This window comes from Streptomyces sp. NPDC088794 (assembly GCF_044750545.1).
Classification (GTDB): Bacteria; Actinomycetota; Actinomycetes; order Streptomycetales; family Streptomycetaceae; genus Streptomyces.
The window spans coordinates 772,527-788,989 of sequence record NZ_JBIVKB010000002.1; the positions used below are offsets into that span (position 1 = coordinate 772,527).

Genomic DNA, 16,463 nt, shown 5'->3' on the forward strand with positions numbered 1-16,463 from the left:
CCGGACTGACAGCCATGGAGTTATCCACAGGCTGGTGACGGTTACGGGGTGTGGTCATTCGAATGGCTCCGTCACATGGCGCGACCGATGCGGCCGGGACATGCTGCCGGTGCGGGACGGGGGAGGTCCGCCACGCCACCGAACGGACGGCGCGCCGTGCGTGCGGACGCCTCCCAAGTCAAGGAGCCCCACCATGTCCCCTCGGTCCCTGCAGGGCGCCGTCAAGGCCGCCATCGCGGTGGCGACGGCCGCGGCCTTCGCGCTGACCGCCGCCCCGGCCCACGCCGCGCCCGATGATCCCGACCCGTCCGCGTGGACCGAGCTGAGCAAGACGTACCAGGCCACCTCCAAGTACGGGTACGAGGCGTCCGCCGCGGCCGGCGGCTATGTACGCACCGACGACTGCGTCGCCGACCCGGTCGAGGGCGGCATGGGCTACCACTACCTCAACAAGGCGAACATCGGTTCGGTCGATCCGGAGAAGCCGGCGGCCCTGCTGTACTCGGAGGGGTCCAGGAACGCGTGGGCCGACGTGTCCGACTTCACCGGCGGGCGCAAGCTGGTCGCGGTGGAGTGGGTGGTGGAGGACAAGGGTCAGGACGCGCCGACCCTGTTCGGGCAGACCTTCCAGAAGGACCAGCTCCCCGGCTTCTTCACCCTCCACGCCTGGATCTACAAGCCCAACTCCGAGGGTCTGTTCGCGCCCTGGAACCCCCTGGTCGTCTGCCCGACGACCTGAGTGCTGGCTGCGCGCGAAGGGCCCCGGTTCCCTCGAAGGGAACCGGGGCCCGCCGCTCGCGTACCGCGCGTCAGCGCACGAACACTCCCGCCTGGTTGGCCAGGTCCAGGAAGTACTGCGGCGCCACACCGAGGACGAGCGTGACCGCCACGCCGACCCCGATCGTCGTCATCGTCAGCGGTGACGGCACGGCGACCGTGGGGCCGTCGGGCCGCGGCTCGCTGAAGAACATCAGCACGATGACGCGGATGTAGAAGAACGCGGCGATCGCGGACGAGATCACACCGACCACGACCAGCGGGGCCGCGCCGCCTTCCGCCGCCGCCTTGAACACGGCGAACTTCCCGGAGAAGCCCGAGGTCAGCGGGATGCCGGCGAAGGCGAGCAGGAACACCGCGAACACGGCCGCCACCAGCGGTGAACGACGGCCCAGGCCCGCCCACTTGGACAGGTGGGTCGCTTCCCCGCCCGCGTCGCGCACCAGCGTCACCACGGCGAAGGCGCCGACGGTCACGAAGGAGTACGCGCCCAGGTAGAACAGGACGGACGAGACGCCGTCGGGCGTGGTCGCGATGACACCGGCGAGGATGAAGCCCGCGTGCGCGATCGACGAGTACGCCAGCAGCCGCTTGATGTCGGTCTGGGTGATCGCCACGATCGCGCCGCCCAGCATGGTGACGATCGCGACGGCCCACATGACCGGCCGCCAGTCCCAGCGCAGGCCCGGCAGGACGACGTAGAGCAGGCGCAGCAGCGCGCCGAACGCCGCGACCTTGGTGGCCGCCGCCATGAAGCCGGTGACCGGGGTCGGCGCGCCCTGGTAGACGTCGGGCGTCCACATGTGGAACGGCACCGCGCCCACCTTGAACAGCAGGCCCATGACGATCATCGCCGCGCCGATGAGCAGCAGCGCGTCGTTGCCCATGGTGTCGGCGAGCGCCGGGTTCACGTTGGTGACCGTGCCGTCGACGACCTGGGCGATCGTCGCGTAGGACACCGAGCCCGCGTAGCCGTAGAGCAGCGCGATGCCGAACAGTGTGAACGCGGAGGCGAACGCGCCGAGCAGGAAGTACTTGACGGCGGCTTCCTGCGACAGGAGCCGGTTGCGGCGGGCCAGCGCGCACATCAGGTACAGCGGGAGCGAGAACACTTCCAGGGCGATGAAGAGGGTCAGCAGGTCGTTCGCCGAGGGGAAGACGAGCATTCCGGCGACCGCGAAGAGCAGCAGCGGGAAGACCTCGGTGGTGGTGAACCCGGCCTTGACGGCGGCCTTCTCGCTGTCGCTGCCCGGCACGGACGCGGCCTGCGCGGCGAACGAGTCGACGCGGTTTCCGTGCGCCTCCGGGTCCAGGCGCCGCTCGGCGAAGGTGAACAGGCCCACCAGGCCGACCAGCAGGATCGTGCCCTGGAGGAACAGGGCCGGTCCGTCGACGGCGATCGCGCCCATCGCCGCGATGTGCGCCTTGGTGGTGCCGTATCCGTCCGCCGCGAGCGCCACGACCGCCGCGAAGGCGGCGCAGAGCGCGACGGCGGAGACGAACACCTGGGCGTAGTAACGGGACTTGCGCGGCACGAAGGCCTCGACCAGCACGCCGACGATCGCCGCGCCGAGGATGATCAGGGTGGGCGACAGTTGCCCGTATTCGATCTTCGGCGCGTCGATCTTGGAGATCGGGTCGGCCGCGGTTGTCCACAGGCTGTGGACGGCTGCTGCGCTCACTTGGCGGCCTCCACCTCGGGCTGGGGGTCCTTCTTGTGTACGTCGGACAAGGTCGACTTCACCGCCGGGTTGACGATGTCGGTGACCGGCTTGGGATAGACGCCCAGGAAGATCAGCAGGACGATCAGGGGCGTCACGACCACGAGTTCACGCGCGCGCAGGTCCGGCATCGTGGAGACCTCCGGCTTCACCGGCCCGGTCATCGTCCGCTGGTAGAGGACGAGGACGTAGAGCGCGGCGAGGACGATGCCGAAGGTGGCGATGATGCCGATCGCCGGGTAGCGCGCGAAGGTGCCGACCAGGACCAGGAACTCGCTCACGAACGGCGCCAGGCCCGGCAGCGACAAGGTCGCCAGACCGCCGATCAGGAAGGTGCCGGCGAGCACCGGGGCGACCTTCTGCACTCCGCCGTAGTCCGCGATGAGCCGCGAGCCGCGCCGCGAGATCAGGAAGCCGGCCACCAGCATCAACGCGGCGGTGGAGATGCCGTGGTTGACCATGTACAGCGTCGCGCCCGACTGGCCCTGGCTGGTCATCGCGAAGATGCCCAGGATGATGAAGCCGAAGTGCGAGATCGACGCGTACGCCACAAGCCGCTTGATGTCCCGCTGGCCCACCGCGAGCAGCGCGCCGTAGACGATGCTGATCAGGGCGAGGACGAGGATCGCGGGCGTCGCCCACTTGCTGGCCTCCGGGAACAGCTGGAGGCAGTAGCGGAGCATCGCGAAGGTGCCCACCTTGTCGACGACCGCCGTGATGAGGACGGCGACCGGGGCGGTGGCCTCCCCCATCGCGTTGGGCAGCCAGGTGTGCAGCGGCCACAGCGGCGCCTTCACCGCGAAGGCGAAGAAGAAGCCGAGGAACAGCCAGCGTTCGGTGCTCGTCGCCATGTGCAGCGAGCCGTTCGCGCGGGCCTCGGCGATCTGCTGGAGGCTGAAGTTCCCGGCGACCACGTAGAGGCCGATCACCGCGGCCAGCATGATCAGACCGCCGACCAGGTTGTAGAGCAGGAACTTCACGGCCGCGTACGACCGTTGCGTCGACGCGGCCTCCTCGCCGTGCTCGTGGGCACGGTCCCCGAAGCCACCGATGAGGAAGTACATCGGGATCAGCATGGCTTCGAAGAAGATGTAGAAGAGGAAGACGTCGGTGGCCTCGAAGGAGATGATCACCATCGCCTCGACGGCCAGGATCAGCGCGAAGAAGCCCTGGGTGGGCCGCCACCGCTTGTTGCCGGTCTCCAGCGGGTCGGCGTCGTGCCAGCCCGCGAGGATGATGAACGGGATCAGCAGCGCGGTCAGCGCGAGCAGCGCCACCCCGATGCCGTCCACGCCCAGCTCGTAGCGGACCCCGAAGTCCTTGATCCAGGCGTGGGATTCGGTGAGCTGGTAGCGGTCGCCGTCCGGGTCGAAGCGGACCAGGACGACGATCGCGAGCGCGAGCGTGGCGAGCGACACCACCAGCGCGAGCCACTTGGCGGCGGTGCGCCGCGCGGCCGGCACGGCCGCCGTGGCGATCGCCCCGATCGCGGGGAGCACCGCCGTCGCTGTCAGGAGGGGAAAGGACATCGGTATCAGACCGCCCTCATCAGCAGGGTCGCGGCGACGAGGATGGCCGCACCGCCGAACATCGAGACCGCGTACGACCGCGCATAGCCGTTCTGCAGCTTGCGCAGCCTTCCGGAGAGGCCGCCCATCGAGGCCGCCGTGCCGTTGACGACCCCGTCGACCAGCGTGTGGTCGACGTAGACCAGGGAGCGGGAGAGGTGCTCGCCGCCGCGCACCAGGACCACGTGGTTGAAGTCGTCCTGGAGCAGGTCGCGGCGGGCGGCCCGGGTGAGCAGCGACCCGCGCGGGGCGACGGCCGGGACCGACCGACGGCCGTACTGCGCCCAGGCGATGCCCACGCCGATCACCAGGACCACCATCGTGGCCAGGGTGACCGTCAGGGCGCTGACCGGTGAGTCTCCGTGCTCGTGCCCGGTGATGGGCTCCAGCCAGTGCAGGAAGCGGTCGCCGATGCCGAAGATGCCGCCGGCGAAGACCGATCCGAAGGCCAGCACGATCATCGGGATCGTCATCGTCTTCGGGGACTCGTGCGGGTGCGGCTCGTTGCCGTTCTCGTCGGGCTGCCAGCGCTTCTCGCCGAAGAAGGTCATCAGCATCACGCGCGTCATGTAGTACGCCGTGATGGCCGCGCCCAGCAGGGCCGCGCCGCCGAGGATCCAGCCCTCGGTGCCGCCCTTGGCGAACGCCGCCTCGATGATCTTGTCCTTGGAGAAGAAGCCGGACAGACCCGGGAAGCCGATGATGGCGAGGTAGCCGAGGCCGAAGGTGACGAAGGTGATCGGCATGTACTTCCGGAGGCCGCCGTACTTCCTCATGTCGACCTCGTCGTTCATGCCGTGCATGACCGAACCGGCGCCGAGGAAGAGCCCGGCCTTGAAGAAGCCGTGCGTCACCAGGTGCATGATCGCGAAGACGTAGCCGATGGGGCCGAGGCCCGCGGCGAGGATCATGTAGCCGATCTGCGACATCGTCGAGCCCGCGAGGGCCTTCTTGATGTCGTCCTTCGCGCAACCGACGATCGCACCGAACAGGAGCGTGACGGCACCGACCACGGTGACGACGAGCTGCGCGTCGGGCGCGGCGTTGAAGATCGCTCCGGAGCGGACGATCAGGTAGACGCCCGCGGTCACCATCGTCGCCGCGTGGATGAGGGCGGAGACCGGGGTCGGGCCCTCCATCGCGTCGCCGAGCCAGGACTGCAGCGGCACCTGGGCGGACTTGCCGCAGGCGGCCAGCAGCAGCATCAGGGCGATGCCGGTGAGCTTGCCCTCCGAGGTGTCACCGACGCTGTCGAGCACCGGCCCGAAGGCGAAGGTCCCGAACGTCGTGAACATCAGCATGATGGCGATCGACAGGCCCATGTCGCCGACGCGGTTGACCAGGAAGGCCTTCTTCGCCGCGGTCGCCGCGCTGGGCTTGTGCTGCCAGAAGCCGATCAGCAGGTAGGACGCCAGACCGACGCCTTCCCAGCCGACGTACAGGAGCAGGTAGTTGTCGGCGAGGACCAGGATCAGCATCGCCGCGAGGAACAGGTTCAGATAGCCGAAGAAGCGGCGGCGGCGCTCGTCGTGCTCCATGTACCCGATCGAGTACAGGTGGATCAGCGAGCCGACGCCCGTGATCAGCAGGACGAACGTCATCGACAGCTGGTCGAGGCGGAACGCGACGTCCGCCTGGAAGCCCTCGACCGGGACCCAGGTCCACAGGTGCTGGAGCAGGGTCCGGTGTTCGGCGTCCTTGCCGAGCAGGTCGGCGAAGAGCACGACGCCGATCACGAAGGAGGCGGCCGCCAGTGCCGTGCCGATCCAGTGGCCGACGGCGTCGAGACGCCGGCCACCGCACAGCAGTACGGCCGCTCCGAGCAGTGGCGCCGCCACCAGCAGCGCAATCAGGTTCTCCACGATTCAGCGACCCCTCAGAGCTTCATCAGGCTGGCGTCGTCGACCGAGGCCGAGTGGCGGGAACGGAACAGGGACACGATGATCGCGAGCCCGACCACGACCTCCGCGGCGGCGACGACCATCGTGAAGAAGGCGATGATCTGGCCGTCGAGATTGCCGTGCATGCGGGAGAAGGTGACGAACGCGAGGTTGCAGGCGTTCAGCATCAGCTCGATGCACATGAACACGACGATCGCGTTGCGTCTGATCAGCACACCGCTCGCGCCGATCGTGAACAACAGGGCGGACAGGTACAGGTAGTTGACCGGGTTCACTTCGACGCCTCCTCGGTCCGATGGAAGTGCGCCGGCTCGACCTCGGTCCGCTCCAGCCGCTCCTCGGAGCGCTGCTCGATGGCCTTGAGGTCGTTGAGCGCCTCGGCGGACACGTCACGGATCTGACCGCGCTCGCGCAGCGTCTTGTTGACGGTGAGCTCGGACGGGGTGCCGTCGGGCAGCAGGCCCGCGATGTCCACGGCGTTGTGCCGCGCGTACACACCGGGCGCCGGCAGCGGCGGCAGGTGGTTGCCGCGCACGCGCTCCTCGGACAGCTCCCGCTGGGTCTTGGCGCGCTCGGTGCGCTCCCGGTGGGTGAGCACCATGGCGCCGACGGCGGCCGTGATCAGCAGGGCGCCGGTGATCTCGAAGGCGAAGACGTACTTGGTGAAGATGAATTTCGCGAGGCCCTCCACGTTGCCGTTCGCGTTCGCCTGGCCGAGGCCGTTGAACTCCGTGAGGGACGCGTTGCCGATGCCGGCGATCAGCAGGATGCCGAAGCCGAGACCGCACAGAAGGGCCAGCCAGCGCTGGCCCTTGATGGTCTCCGTCAGGGAGTCGGCGGCCGTGACGCCGACCAGCATCACCACGAAGAGGAACAGCATCATGATCGCGCCCGTGTAGACGACGATCTGCACGATCCCCAGGAAGTAGGCCCCGTTGGCGAGGTAGAACACCGCCAGGATGATCATGGTCCCGGCGAGCGAGAGCGCGCTGTGCACCGACTTCTTCATGAGGACGGTGGCCAGGGCGCCGATCACCGCGACCGTGCCGAGGACCCAGAACTGGAACGCCTCGCCGGTGGAGGTGGAGTAGGCGGCGAGTTGCGCGGTGGAGTGGGCGGCGAGCTGGGCGCTCATGCGTCCACCTCCTCGTCCGTCGGCTTCTCGCCCTTGGAGACGGCCACTTGGCGCTCGGTGCCGGGCGCTGCCTCCGTGACCAGACCCCGGTAGTAGTCCTGCTCGTCCGTCCCCGGGAAGATCGAGTGCGGGCTGTCGACCATGCCCTCTTCGAGGCCGGCCAGCAGCTGTTCCTTGGTGTAGATGAGGTTGGCGCGGCTGCTGTCGGCCAGCTCGAACTCGTTCGTCATCGTGAGCGCGCGCGTGGGGCACGCCTCGATGCACAGGCCGCACAGGATGCAGCGGGCGTAGTTGATCTGGTAGACGCGGCCGTACCGCTCGCCCGGCGAGTAGCGCTCCTCGTCCGTGTTGTCCGCGCCCTCGACGTAGATCGCGTCGGCGGGGCAGGCCCAGGCGCACAGCTCGCAGCCGACGCACTTCTCCAGGCCGTCCGGATGGCGGTTGAGCTGGTGCCGTCCGTGGAAGCGGGGAGCGGTGGTCTTCTGCTGCTCCGGGTACTGCTCGGTCAGCCGCTTCTTGAACATGGCCTTGAAGGTCACGCCGAAGCCGGCCACGGGGTTCTGGAAACCGGGCTTGGTCTCCTTGGGTTCCTCAGCCATCGGACGCCTCCTTTCCATCCGTAGGTCCGTCACTGGCAGTATCCGACCCGCCACTGACAATGAGCTCCCGCTCCCGTCGCGGGCTGCGCCTGGGCACCGGCGGCAACTCCTGTCCGGGCAGCGGCGGCACGGGGAATCCGCCCGCCATCGCGTCGAATCCGGCGGGTTCCGCCGCAGACGCCTCGGCCGTCTGCGCCTTCTCGCGGAACATGTCCACGACGAAGGACAGAAGCAGCAGGGCGAGGACGCCGCCGCCGATGTAGAGGGCGATGTCGGCGAAGTCGTAGTTCTCGTTGCGCAGCGCCCGCACGGTCGCGACCAGCATCAGCCAGACCACGGAGACCGGGATGAGGACCTTCCAGCCGAGCTTCATCAACTGGTCGTAGCGCACGCGCGGGAGCGTGCCGCGCAGCCAGATGAAGAAGAACAGCAGCAGCTGGACCTTGATCACGAACCAGAGCATCGGCCACCAGCCGTGGTTCGCGCCCTCCCAGAAGGTGCTGATCGGCCAGGGGGCCCGCCAGCCGCCGAGGAAGAGCGTGGTCGACACCGCCGAGACCGTCACCATGTTCACGTACTCGGCGAGCATGAACAGCGCGAACTTGATGGACGAGTACTCGGTGTTGAAGCCGCCGACCAGGTCGCCCTCGGACTCGGGCATGTCGAAGGGGGCACGGTTGGTCTCGCCGACCATCGTGATGATGTAGAGGATGAAGGAGACCGGCAGCAGGACGATGTACCAGCGGTCGTGCTGCTGTTCGACGATCGTCGACGTCGACATCGACCCGGAGTAGAGGAACACCGAGGCGAACGCGGCGCCCATCGCGATCTCGTAGGAGATCATCTGCGCGCAGGACCGCAGACCGCCCAGGAGCGGATACGTGGATCCGGAACTCCAGCCCGCGAGCACGATGCCGTAGATGCCGACCGAGGCGACCGCGAGGATGTAGAGCATCGCGATCGGCAGGTCGGTGAGCTGCATCGTGGTGCGGTGGCCGAAGATCGAGACCTCGTTGCCGGACGGGCCGAAGGGGATCACCGCGATCGCCATGAAGGCCGGGATGGCCGCGATGATCGGCGCGAGGACGTAGACCACCTTGTCCGCGCGCTTGACGATGAGGTCTTCCTTGAGCATCAGCTTCACGCCGTCGGCGAGCGACTGGAGCATGCCCCAGGGGCCGTGCCGGTTGGGGCCGATGCGCAGCTGCATCCAGGCGACGACCTTGCGCTCCCAGACGATCGAGAACAGCACGGTGATCATCAGGAACGCGAAGCAGAAGACGGCCTTGACGACGACCAGCCACCAGGGGTCGCGGCCGAACAGCGAGAGGTCTTCGGCGGCGAGGTACTGGCTCACGCCGTACGAGCTCATGCCGTGGGGGCTCATGACTCCACCTCCTTGGGGGCCTCGCCGACGGACGTCGCCGGGCCGATGCGGACGAGGGAGCCGGGACGCGCCCCGGTGTCGGAGGCGACGCCCCCGCCGACGGAGTTCAGCGGGAGCCAGACCACCCGGTCGGGCATCTCCGTGACGCGCAGCGGGAGTTCGACGGCTCCGGCGGGTCCGGTCACGGCGAGGGTGTCGCCGTCCTTGACGCCGGCCTCGGCGGCCGTGGCGAGCGACACGCGCGCGTGGGCGGCGTGCCGCGTTCCGGCGAGCGCCTCGTCGCCCTGCTGGAGAACACCCTGGTCGAGCAGCAGCCGGTGCCCGGCCAGTACGGCCTCCCCGGCGGCGGGCCGCGGCAACTGGGCCGCGGTCTCCAGGGGTTCGGTGGCCCGCGGCCCGTCCCAGGCGCCGAGCCGGTCGATCTCGGCGCGCACGGTCCGCAGGTCGGGCAGACCCAGGTGTACGTCCATGGCGTCGGCCAGCATCTGAAGCACGCGCGCGTCGGTGGGCGAGAGGTGGCGGGTCAGCTGCTCGGGCTTGAGCGCGGCCTCGAAGAACCGCACCCGGCCCTCCCAGTTGAGGAAGGTGCCGGCCTTCTCGGCGACCGCGGCCACCGGAAGGACGACATCGGCCCGCTCGCTGACCTCGCTGGGACGCAGTTCCAGCGAGACCAGGAACCCGACCTCGTCCAGCGCGGCACGCGCGCGTGCCGGGTCGGGCAGGTCGGCGACCTCCACGCCGGCGACCAGCAGGGCCTGCAGTTCGCCCGCGGCGGCGGCCTCGATCATCTGGCCCGTGTCGCGGCCGTAGCGGTGCGGGAGTTCGGCGAGTCCCCAGACCGCGGCGACCTCCTCACGCGCGCGTGGGTCGGTGGCCGGGCGTCCGCCCGGCAGCAGCGTCGGCAGCGCGCCCGCCTCCACGGCGCCGCGCTCGCCGGCCCGGCGCGGGATCCACACCAGCCGGGCGCCGGTCGCGGACGCGGCCCGTACGGCGGCGGTGAGCCCGCCCGCGACGGCGGCCAGCCGCTCGCCGACGACGATGACCGCGCCGTCGGCGCGCAGCGCCTCCGCGGCCCGCGCGCCGGGCTCGTCCAGTCCGACGCCGCTCGTGAGCGCGTCCAGCCAGGCGGTCTCGGTGCCCGGAGCCGCCGGCAGCAGCGTGCCGCCGGCCTTCTCCAGCCCGCGCGTGGCGTGCGTGGCCAGCGAGAAGACCTTCTGGCCGTGCTTGCGCCAGGCCTTGCGCAGCCGCAGGAAGACGCCGGGCGCCTCCTCCTCGGCCTCGAAGCCGAGCAGCAGGACGGCGGGCGCCTTCTCCAGGAAGGTGTTCGTGACGCCCGTACCGTCGAGGTCACGGCCGCGTCCGGCGACCTGGGCCGCCAGGAAGTCGGCCTCCTCGCCGCCGTGCACGCGCGCGCGGAAGTCGACGTCGTTCGTGTCGAGCGCCACGCGCGCGAACTTGCTGTACGCGTAGGCGTCCTCGATGGTGAGCCGGCCGCCGGTCAGCACGCCGGTCCGGCCGCGCGAGGCCAGCAGCCCCTGGGCGGCGATCTCCAGCGCCTCCGGCCAGGAGGCCGGGACCAGTTCACCCTCGGGGTTGCGCACCAGCGGCGTCTGCAGCCGGTCGCGCTGCTGTGCGTACCGGAAGCCGAACCGCCCCTTGTCGCAGATCCACTCCTCGTTGACCTCGGGCTCGTTGGCCGCCAGGCGCCGCATGACCTTGCCGCGCCGGTGGTCGGTGCGGGTGGCGCAGCCGCCGGCGCAGTGCTCGCACACGGACGGCGAGGACACCAGGTCGAAGGGGCGGGAGCGGAATCGGTACGCCGCCGAGGTCAGCGCGCCGACCGGGCAGATCTGGATGGTGTTGCCGGAGAAGTACGACTCGAAGGGGTCGCCCTCGCCGGTGCCGACCTGCTGCAGCGCACCGCGCTCCAGCAGCTCGATCATCGGGTCGCCCGCGACCTGGTTGGAGAAGCGGGTGCAGCGGGCGCACAGCACGCACCGCTCGCGGTCGAGCAGCACCTGCGTCGAGATCGGCATCGGCTTCTCGTACGTCCGCTTCTTTCCTTCGAAGCGGGAGTCGGCCTGGCCGTGCGACATCGCCTGGTTCTGCAGCGGGCACTCGCCGCCCTTGTCGCAGACCGGGCAGTCCAGCGGGTGGTTGATGAGCAGCAGCTCCATCACACCGTGCTGGGCCTTCTCGGCGACGGGCGAGCTGAGTTGGGTCTTCACGACCATGCCGTCCGTGCACGTGATCGTGCAGGACGCCATCGGCTTGCGCTGGCCCTCGACCTCGACGATGCACTGGCGGCAGGCGCCGACGGGGTCGAGGAGGGGGTGGTCGCAGAACCGGGGGATCTCGATGCCGAGCTGTTCGGCGGCCCGGATCACCAGGGTGCCCTTGGGCACGCTGATCTCGGCGCCGTCGATCGTCAGGGAGACGAGGTCCTCCGGCGGGACCGCCGCTTCTCCCCCTCCCGAGGGAGCGTTGGTGGTCACGGTCATGCGTTCACCTCCGTGCGGTCGGCCCAGGCCGTCGATTTGGCCGGGTCGAAGGGGCAGCCGCGGCCCGTGATGTGCTGCTCGTACTCCTCGCGGAAGTACTTGAGCGAGGAGAAGATCGGCGAGGCGGCACCGTCGCCGAGGGCGCAGAACGACTTGCCGTTGATGTTGTCGGCGATGTCGTTGAGCTTGTCGAGGTCGGACATGACGCCCATGCCGGCCTCGATGTCACGCAGCAACTGCACGAGCCAGTACGTGCCTTCGCGGCACGGGGTGCACTTGCCGCAGGACTCGTGGGCGTAGAACTCGGTCCAGCGGGTGACGGCGCGGACCACGCAGGTCGTCTCGTCGAAGCACTGCAGGGCCTTGGTGCCGAGCATGGATCCGGCGGCGCCGACGCCCTCGTAGTCGAGGGGCACGTCGAGGTGTTCGTCGGTGAACATCGGCGTCGAAGAACCGCCCGGCGTCCAGAATTTGAGCCGGTGCCCGGCCCGCATCCCGCCGCTCATTTCAAGGAGCTGGCGGAGTGTGATGCCGAGCGGCGCCTCGTACTGGCCGGGGCTGGTGACATGACCGCTGAGCGAGTAGAGCGTGAAGCCCGGGGACTTCTCGCTGCCCATCGAGCGGAACCATTCTTTGCCCCGATTGAGAATCGCGGGAACCGACGCGATCGACTCGACGTTGTTCACAACAGTCGGGCACGCATAGAGGCCCGCCACCGCAGGAAAGGGGGGACGCAGCCGCGGTTGACCACGACGGCCTTCGAGCGAGTCGAGCAGTGCGGTCTCTTCACCGCAGATGTACGCGCCGGCGCCCGCGTGCACGGTGAGCTGGAGATCGAGGCCGCTACCGAGGATGTTCTCGCCCAGGTAGCCGGCCGCATAGGCCTCGCGCACGGCTTCGTGCAACCGCCGCAACACGGGGACGACTTCACCACGCAGATAGATGAAGGCATGCGACGACCTGATGGCATAACACGCGATGACAATGCCCTCGATGAGGCTATGCGGGTTCGCGAAGAGGAGCGGGATGTCCTTACAGGTCCCGGGCTCCGATTCGTCGGCGTTGACAACTAGATAGTGCGGCTTTCCATCCCCTTGGGGAATGAACTGCCATTTCATTCCCGTAGGGAATCCCGCACCGCCGCGGCCCCGTAGTCCGGACTCCTTCACATACGCGATCAGGTCGTCCGGCGACATGGCCAGCGCCTTGCGAAGACCCTCGTATCCCTCGTGCCTTCGGTAGACGTCCAGCGACCAGGACTTGTCCTCGTCCCAGAAGGCCGACAGCACGGGTGCGAGCAGTTTCTCGGGGCTGGTGTCTTTCAGTTCGGGTGCCAAGGTCATCACTCCCCCTCCTCGGCGGCGGGCCCGGCCGGATGGGCCGGGTCGGAGGCCGACGTGTCCTGTGGCGCATCGTGTGAACTGAGGTGCTCCGACGGCGACGGGTCGTGCGCCGCCGCGTCCTGCGGCTCGTCCTGCGGCCGGCCGGCACGCGGGTGCACCACGCGCGCAGGTGCGGCCTCTCCCCTGGCCAGGCGGAGGCCCACCAACGAGGCGGGGCCCGCGCCACCGCTCTCCTCGACGGCCCCGGGCCGCTCGTCGGGGAAGCCGGCCAGGATGCGGGCGGTGTCCTTGAAGGTGCACAGGCGCGCCCCGCGCGTGGGCCGGACGTCCGCTCCCGCGCGCAGGTCGTCGACGAGGCGCTTGGCGCTGGCCGGGGTCTGGTTGTCGAAGAACTCCCAGTTGACCATCACCACCGGCGCGAAGTCGCAGGCCGCGTTGCACTCGATGTGCTCCAGGGTGACCTTGCCGTCGCCGGTGGTCTCGCCGTTGCCGACACCGAGGTGCTCCTGGAGCTCCTCGAAGATCGCGTCGCCGCCCATCACCGCGCACAGGGTGTTGGTGCAGACGCCGACCTGGTAGTCGCCGCTCGGCTTGCGCCGGTACATGGTGTAGAAGGTCACGACCGCGGCGACCTCGGCCGTCGTCAGGTCCAGCAGTTGCGCGCAGAACTGCTGTCCCGTGCGCGTGACATGACCCTCCTCCGCCTGCACGAGGTGCAGCAACGGCAGGAGCGCGGAGCGGGAGTCCGGGTAGCGGGCGATGATCTCCCGCCCGTCGGCCTCCAGCCGGGCTCGGACGTCGTCCGGGTAGGCGGGCGCGGGCAGTTCGGGCATGCCCAGGCTGACGCTCTGCTCCGAGGAACTGGTGGTCACCGGTCGACGCCTCCCATCACGGGGTCGATGGAGGCGACAGCGACGATGACGTCGGCGACCTGGCCGCCCTCGCACATCGCCGCCATGGCCTGCAGGTTGGTGAAGGACGGGTCCCGGAAGTGGACCCGGTAGGGGCGGGTGCCTCCGTCGGACACGGCATGCACCCCGAGTTCGCCCTTGGGCGACTCGACGGCCGCGTACGCCTGTCCCGGCGGGACGCGGAAGCCCTCGGTGACCAGCTTGAAGTGGTGGATCAGGGCCTCCATGGAGGTGCCCATGATCTGCTTGATGTGGTCGAGGGAGTTGCCCAGTCCGTCCGGTCCCAGGGCGAGTTGGGCCGGCCAGGCGATCTTCTTGTCGCCGACCATGACCGGGCCGGGCTGCAGCCGGTCCAGGCACTGCTCGACGATCGCGAGCGACTGGCGCATCTCCTCCAGGCGGATGAGGAAGCGCCCGTAGGAGTCGCAGGTGTCGGCGGTCGGGATCTCGAAGTCGTAGGTCTCGTAGTCGCAGTAGGGCTGCGACTTGCGCAGGTCGTGCGGCAGACCGGTGGAGCGCAGGATCGGGCCGGTGGCGCCGAGGGCCATGCAGCCGGCCAGGTCGAGGTAACCGACGTCCTGCATACGGGCCTTGAAGATGGGGTTCCCGGTGGCGAGCTTGTCGTACTCGGGGAGGTTCTTCTTCATCTTCTTCACGAACTCGCGGATCTGGTCCACCGCGCCGGGCGGCAGGTCCTGGGCGAGTCCGCCGGGGCGGATGTACGCGTGGTTCATCCGCAGGCCCGTGATGAGCTCGTAGATGTCGAGAATCATTTCACGATCGCGGAATCCGTAGATCATGATCGTGGTGGCGCCGAGTTCCATACCGCCGGTGGCGATGCACACCAGGTGCGAGGACATCCGGTTCAGCTCCATCAGGAGCACCCGGATGATCTTGGCCCGCTCGGTGATCTGGTCCTCGATGCCGAGGAGCTTCTCGACGGCGAGACAGTAGGCGGTCTCGTTGAAGAAGGACGTCAGGTAGTCCATGCGCGTCACGAACGTGGTGCCCTGCGTCCACGTGCGGTACTCGAGGTTCTTCTCGATGCCGGTGTGCAGGTAGCCGATGCCGCAGCGGGCCTCGGTGACCGTCTCGCCCTCGATCTCCAGGATCAGGCGGAGCACTCCGTGGGTGGACGGGTGCTGGGGACCCATGTTGACGACGATGCGCTCGTCGTCGGCGCGGGCGGCGGACTGGACGACCTCGTCCCAGTCGCCACCGGTGACCGTATATACGGTGCCCTCGGTGGTCTCGCGGGCCGAGGCGGCGGCGGCCGCGGATGGGGACTGTGTGCTCACGAGTACGACCTCCGCTGGTCCGGAGCCGGGATCTGGGCGCCCTTGTACTCGACGGGGATGCCGCCGAGGGGGTAGTCCTTGCGCTGCGGATGGCCCTGCCAGTCGTCCGGCATCATGATCCGGGTCAGCGCCGGGTGACCGTCGAAGACGATTCCGAAGAAGTCGTAGGTCTCGCGCTCGTGCCAGTCGTTGGTCGGATAGACCGAGACCAGCGACGGGATGTGCGGATCGCTGTCGGGGGCGCTGACTTCGAGGCGGATCAGCCGGTTGTGGGTGATCGAGCGCAGGTGGTAGACGGCGTGCAGCTCGCGGCCCTTGTCGTGGAGATAGTGGACCGCGCTCACCCCCGTGCAGAGCTCGAAGCGCAGGGCCGGGTCGTCGCGCAGGGTCTGGGCGACGCGCAGCAGGTGCTCGCGCTCGATGTGGAAGGTGAGTTCGCCGCGGTCGACGACCGTCTTGTCGATCGCGTTGTCGGGCAGCAGGCCCTGTTCCTCCAGGGCGCCCTCCAACTCGTCGGCGACCTCGTCGAACCAGCCGCCGTAAGGGCGGTTGGACGCTCCCGGGAGGCGGACCGAGCGGACCAGGCCGCCGTAACCGGAGGTGTCGCCGCCGTTGTTGGCGCCGAACATGCCGCGCTGGACGCGGATCTCCTCACCGCCCTGGCCGCGTTGGCCGGGAAGGTTGTCGGCGGCGATGTCCTTCTCGGGGTTCACGCCGTTCGACGCACCGTTCGCACCGCCGGTGCCGTTCGCGTCGCTCACCGCAGCAGCCCCTTCATCTCGATCGTGGGCAGGGCCTTGAGCGCCGCTTCCTCGGCCTCGCGGGCCGCCTCCTCGGCGTTCACGCCGAGCTTGGAGGTCTGGATCTTCTGATGCAGCTTGAGGATGGCGTCCATCAGCATCTCGGGCCGTGGCGGGCAGCCCGGGAGATAGATGTCGACCGGCACGATGTGGTCGACGCCCTGGACGATCGCGTAGTTGTTGAACATGCCGCCCGACGAGGCGCACACCCCCATGGAGATGACCCACTTGGGGTTCGGCATCTGGTCGTAGACCTGCCGCAGCACGGGCGCCATCTTCTGGCTGACCCGGCCCGCGACGATCATCAGGTCCGCCTGGCGGGGCGAACCGCGGAAGACCTCCATGCCGAAGCGCGCCAGGTCGTAGCGGCCGGCGCCGGTGGTCATCATCTCGATGGCACAGCAGGCGAGGCCGAACGTGGCCGGGAAGACGGACGACTTGCGCACCCAGCCCGCGGCCTGCTCGACGGTGGTCAACAGGAAGCCGCTCGGCAGCTTTTCTTCGAGTCCCATGTTTTAAAGG

Annotated in this window: 14 protein-coding genes; 1 reads left to right on the top strand and 13 read right to left on the bottom strand. The window is 69.0% G+C overall.

Annotated elements, in window-relative coordinates; genetic code table 11:
* Positions 1 to 193: 193 nt before the first annotated feature.
* Positions 194 to 739 carry a hypothetical protein gene (locus ACIP6U_RS08185; protein WP_401714212.1) on the top strand — a complete coding sequence of 182 codons (546 nt, stop codon included), beginning with the start codon at positions 194 to 196 and terminating at the stop codon, positions 737 to 739.
* Positions 740 to 809: 70 nt separating this feature from the next.
* Here ACIP6U_RS08185 and nuoN read toward each other — a convergent pair whose 3' ends face one another.
* From nuoN to ACIP6U_RS08250, 13 genes are read right to left on the bottom strand one after another with little or no spacing between them, the layout of a single operon-like run.
* Positions 810 to 2,459: an NADH-quinone oxidoreductase subunit NuoN gene (nuoN, locus tag ACIP6U_RS08190; RefSeq protein ID WP_401714213.1), complete on the bottom strand. Its 1,650-nt coding sequence runs from the start codon at positions 2,457 to 2,459 to the stop codon at positions 810 to 812.
* Positions 2,456 to 4,027 carry an NADH-quinone oxidoreductase subunit M gene (locus ACIP6U_RS08195; RefSeq protein ID WP_401714214.1) on the bottom strand — a complete coding sequence of 524 codons (1,572 nt, stop codon included), beginning with the start codon at positions 4,025 to 4,027 and terminating at the stop codon, positions 2,456 to 2,458. Before ACIP6U_RS08195 ends, nuoN begins: the two co-directional genes overlap by 4 nt.
* A 5-nt stretch (positions 4,028 to 4,032) precedes the next feature.
* On the bottom strand, positions 4,033 to 5,928 hold the full coding sequence (nuoL, locus tag ACIP6U_RS08200) for an NADH-quinone oxidoreductase subunit L (RefSeq protein WP_401714215.1): 1,896 nt from the start codon (positions 5,926 to 5,928) through the stop codon (positions 4,033 to 4,035).
* A gap of 14 nt (positions 5,929 to 5,942) precedes the next feature.
* Complete coding sequence (gene nuoK / locus ACIP6U_RS08205; RefSeq protein ID WP_123998414.1) at positions 5,943 to 6,242, bottom strand: NADH-quinone oxidoreductase subunit NuoK; 300 nt, start codon at positions 6,240 to 6,242, stop codon at positions 5,943 to 5,945.
* Positions 6,239 to 7,102, bottom strand: coding sequence for an NADH-quinone oxidoreductase subunit J (locus ACIP6U_RS08210; RefSeq protein WP_401714216.1), 864 nt, complete (start codon positions 7,100 to 7,102; stop codon positions 6,239 to 6,241). The genes nuoK and ACIP6U_RS08210 overlap by 4 nt, the downstream gene beginning before the upstream one ends.
* Positions 7,099 to 7,701 (bottom strand): NADH-quinone oxidoreductase subunit NuoI, encoded by a 603-nt coding sequence (nuoI, locus tag ACIP6U_RS08215; protein WP_401714218.1) that lies wholly within the window; start codon positions 7,699 to 7,701, stop codon positions 7,099 to 7,101. The genes ACIP6U_RS08210 and nuoI overlap by 4 nt, the downstream gene beginning before the upstream one ends.
* Complete coding sequence (nuoH, locus tag ACIP6U_RS08220; protein ID WP_401714438.1) at positions 7,694 to 9,058, bottom strand: NADH-quinone oxidoreductase subunit NuoH; 1,365 nt, start codon at positions 9,056 to 9,058, stop codon at positions 7,694 to 7,696. The genes nuoI and nuoH overlap by 8 nt, the downstream gene beginning before the upstream one ends.
* Positions 9,059 to 9,084: 26 nt before the next feature.
* The gene (locus tag ACIP6U_RS08225) at positions 9,085 to 11,589 is read right to left on the bottom strand and encodes an NADH-quinone oxidoreductase subunit G (protein WP_401714220.1); all 2,505 of its coding nucleotides are present in this window, start codon (positions 11,587 to 11,589) and stop codon (positions 9,085 to 9,087) included.
* The gene (gene nuoF / locus ACIP6U_RS08230; RefSeq protein ID WP_401714221.1) at positions 11,586 to 12,932 is read right to left on the bottom strand and encodes an NADH-quinone oxidoreductase subunit NuoF; all 1,347 of its coding nucleotides are present in this window, start codon (positions 12,930 to 12,932) and stop codon (positions 11,586 to 11,588) included. Before nuoF ends, ACIP6U_RS08225 begins: the two co-directional genes overlap by 4 nt.
* Positions 12,932 to 13,804, bottom strand: a complete 873-nt coding sequence (gene nuoE, locus ACIP6U_RS08235) for an NADH-quinone oxidoreductase subunit NuoE (protein ID WP_401714223.1) — start codon at positions 13,802 to 13,804, stop codon at positions 12,932 to 12,934. The genes nuoF and nuoE overlap by 1 nt, the downstream gene beginning before the upstream one ends.
* A complete protein-coding gene (locus ACIP6U_RS08240; protein ID WP_401714225.1) occupies positions 13,801 to 15,141 on the bottom strand; it encodes an NADH-quinone oxidoreductase subunit D in 1,341 nt (446 codons plus the stop codon). Before ACIP6U_RS08240 ends, nuoE begins: the two co-directional genes overlap by 4 nt.
* A complete protein-coding gene (locus ACIP6U_RS08245; protein WP_401714227.1) occupies positions 15,138 to 15,902 on the bottom strand; it encodes an NADH-quinone oxidoreductase subunit C in 765 nt (254 codons plus the stop codon). The genes ACIP6U_RS08240 and ACIP6U_RS08245 overlap by 4 nt, the downstream gene beginning before the upstream one ends.
* Positions 15,899 to 16,453 (bottom strand): NADH-quinone oxidoreductase subunit B family protein, encoded by a 555-nt coding sequence (locus ACIP6U_RS08250; RefSeq protein WP_010041554.1) that lies wholly within the window; start codon positions 16,451 to 16,453, stop codon positions 15,899 to 15,901. Before ACIP6U_RS08250 ends, ACIP6U_RS08245 begins: the two co-directional genes overlap by 4 nt.
* Positions 16,454 to 16,463 lie beyond the last annotated feature (10 nt).